Genomic DNA, 744 nt, shown 5'->3' with positions numbered 1-744 from the left:
CTGGCTGCCCGCCTGGTGTCGCCTTATACGGTGCTGCCAGCGGAGATCGGCACGATGCTGGAGGGGTTTATTACGCTTTCCTCAGCGGCCCGGCTCAGGGATCTTTTTGGTGCGACTAAAGGTTCGCCACCAGGGCAGAGCCAGGCAGACAGCCCGGTGGATGGCTCGCCAACAAACGACAAAGGCAGGAAAAAAAAGAAACCGCAGCAAACACCACAACGCACCAGCCCACCGGCCACCGCCTCCGTCGGCATTGGCCAGCTACCGAAAGCCGCCGTGGCACTGGGTGCCCTGTCTGGCCTGAGCGCTGCGGCGGCTGCATCCCCATCCGGCAATAAAACCGAAGGTTGGATTGAGGTGCCGAATGCCACAACCCTGGGCAAGATTGGCCGTGATCCGGACTATCCACTGAATGGCATTTACCGGCAGACGGCGGATATTGATGGTAGCCAGCTAAACCAGTCCATTGGTAGTAAGACCGATCCGTTTACCGGGGAGTACGATGGGCAGTGCCGTACCATCAGCAACCTGTCTGACTGTTTTGTTGACACCCTGAATGGCAGCATCAGTCACCTTCACTTTACTGGTGCCAATATAAATTCCACGGAGGTAACTGGGTTAGCAGCCTGTGTTGTTGATATTAATGGCACAGTCAGTGGTATCTGGGCGAAAGATGTTCGTATTCTCACCAATGGTAATCGAAAGTACGCTGGCATCGGGGGGGGGGAGGTTAAAGGAACGGTT

Annotated in this window: 1 protein-coding gene; it reads left to right on the top strand. The window is 56.2% G+C overall.

Going from position 1 to position 744, the window contains the following annotated elements; genetic code table 11:
• Positions 1–15: 15 nt before the first annotated feature.
• On the top strand, positions 16–744 hold a 729-nt coding region (locus CX664_RS23950), incomplete at its 3' end, for a M26 family metallopeptidase (RefSeq protein WP_146000292.1).

It is taken from the genome of Endozoicomonas acroporae (assembly GCF_002864045.1).
Taxonomy (GTDB): Bacteria; Pseudomonadota; Gammaproteobacteria; order Pseudomonadales; family Endozoicomonadaceae; genus Endozoicomonas; species Endozoicomonas acroporae.
Note: the sequence above shows the minus strand (reverse complement) of the source record. Positions and strands in the feature narration are given on the sequence as shown.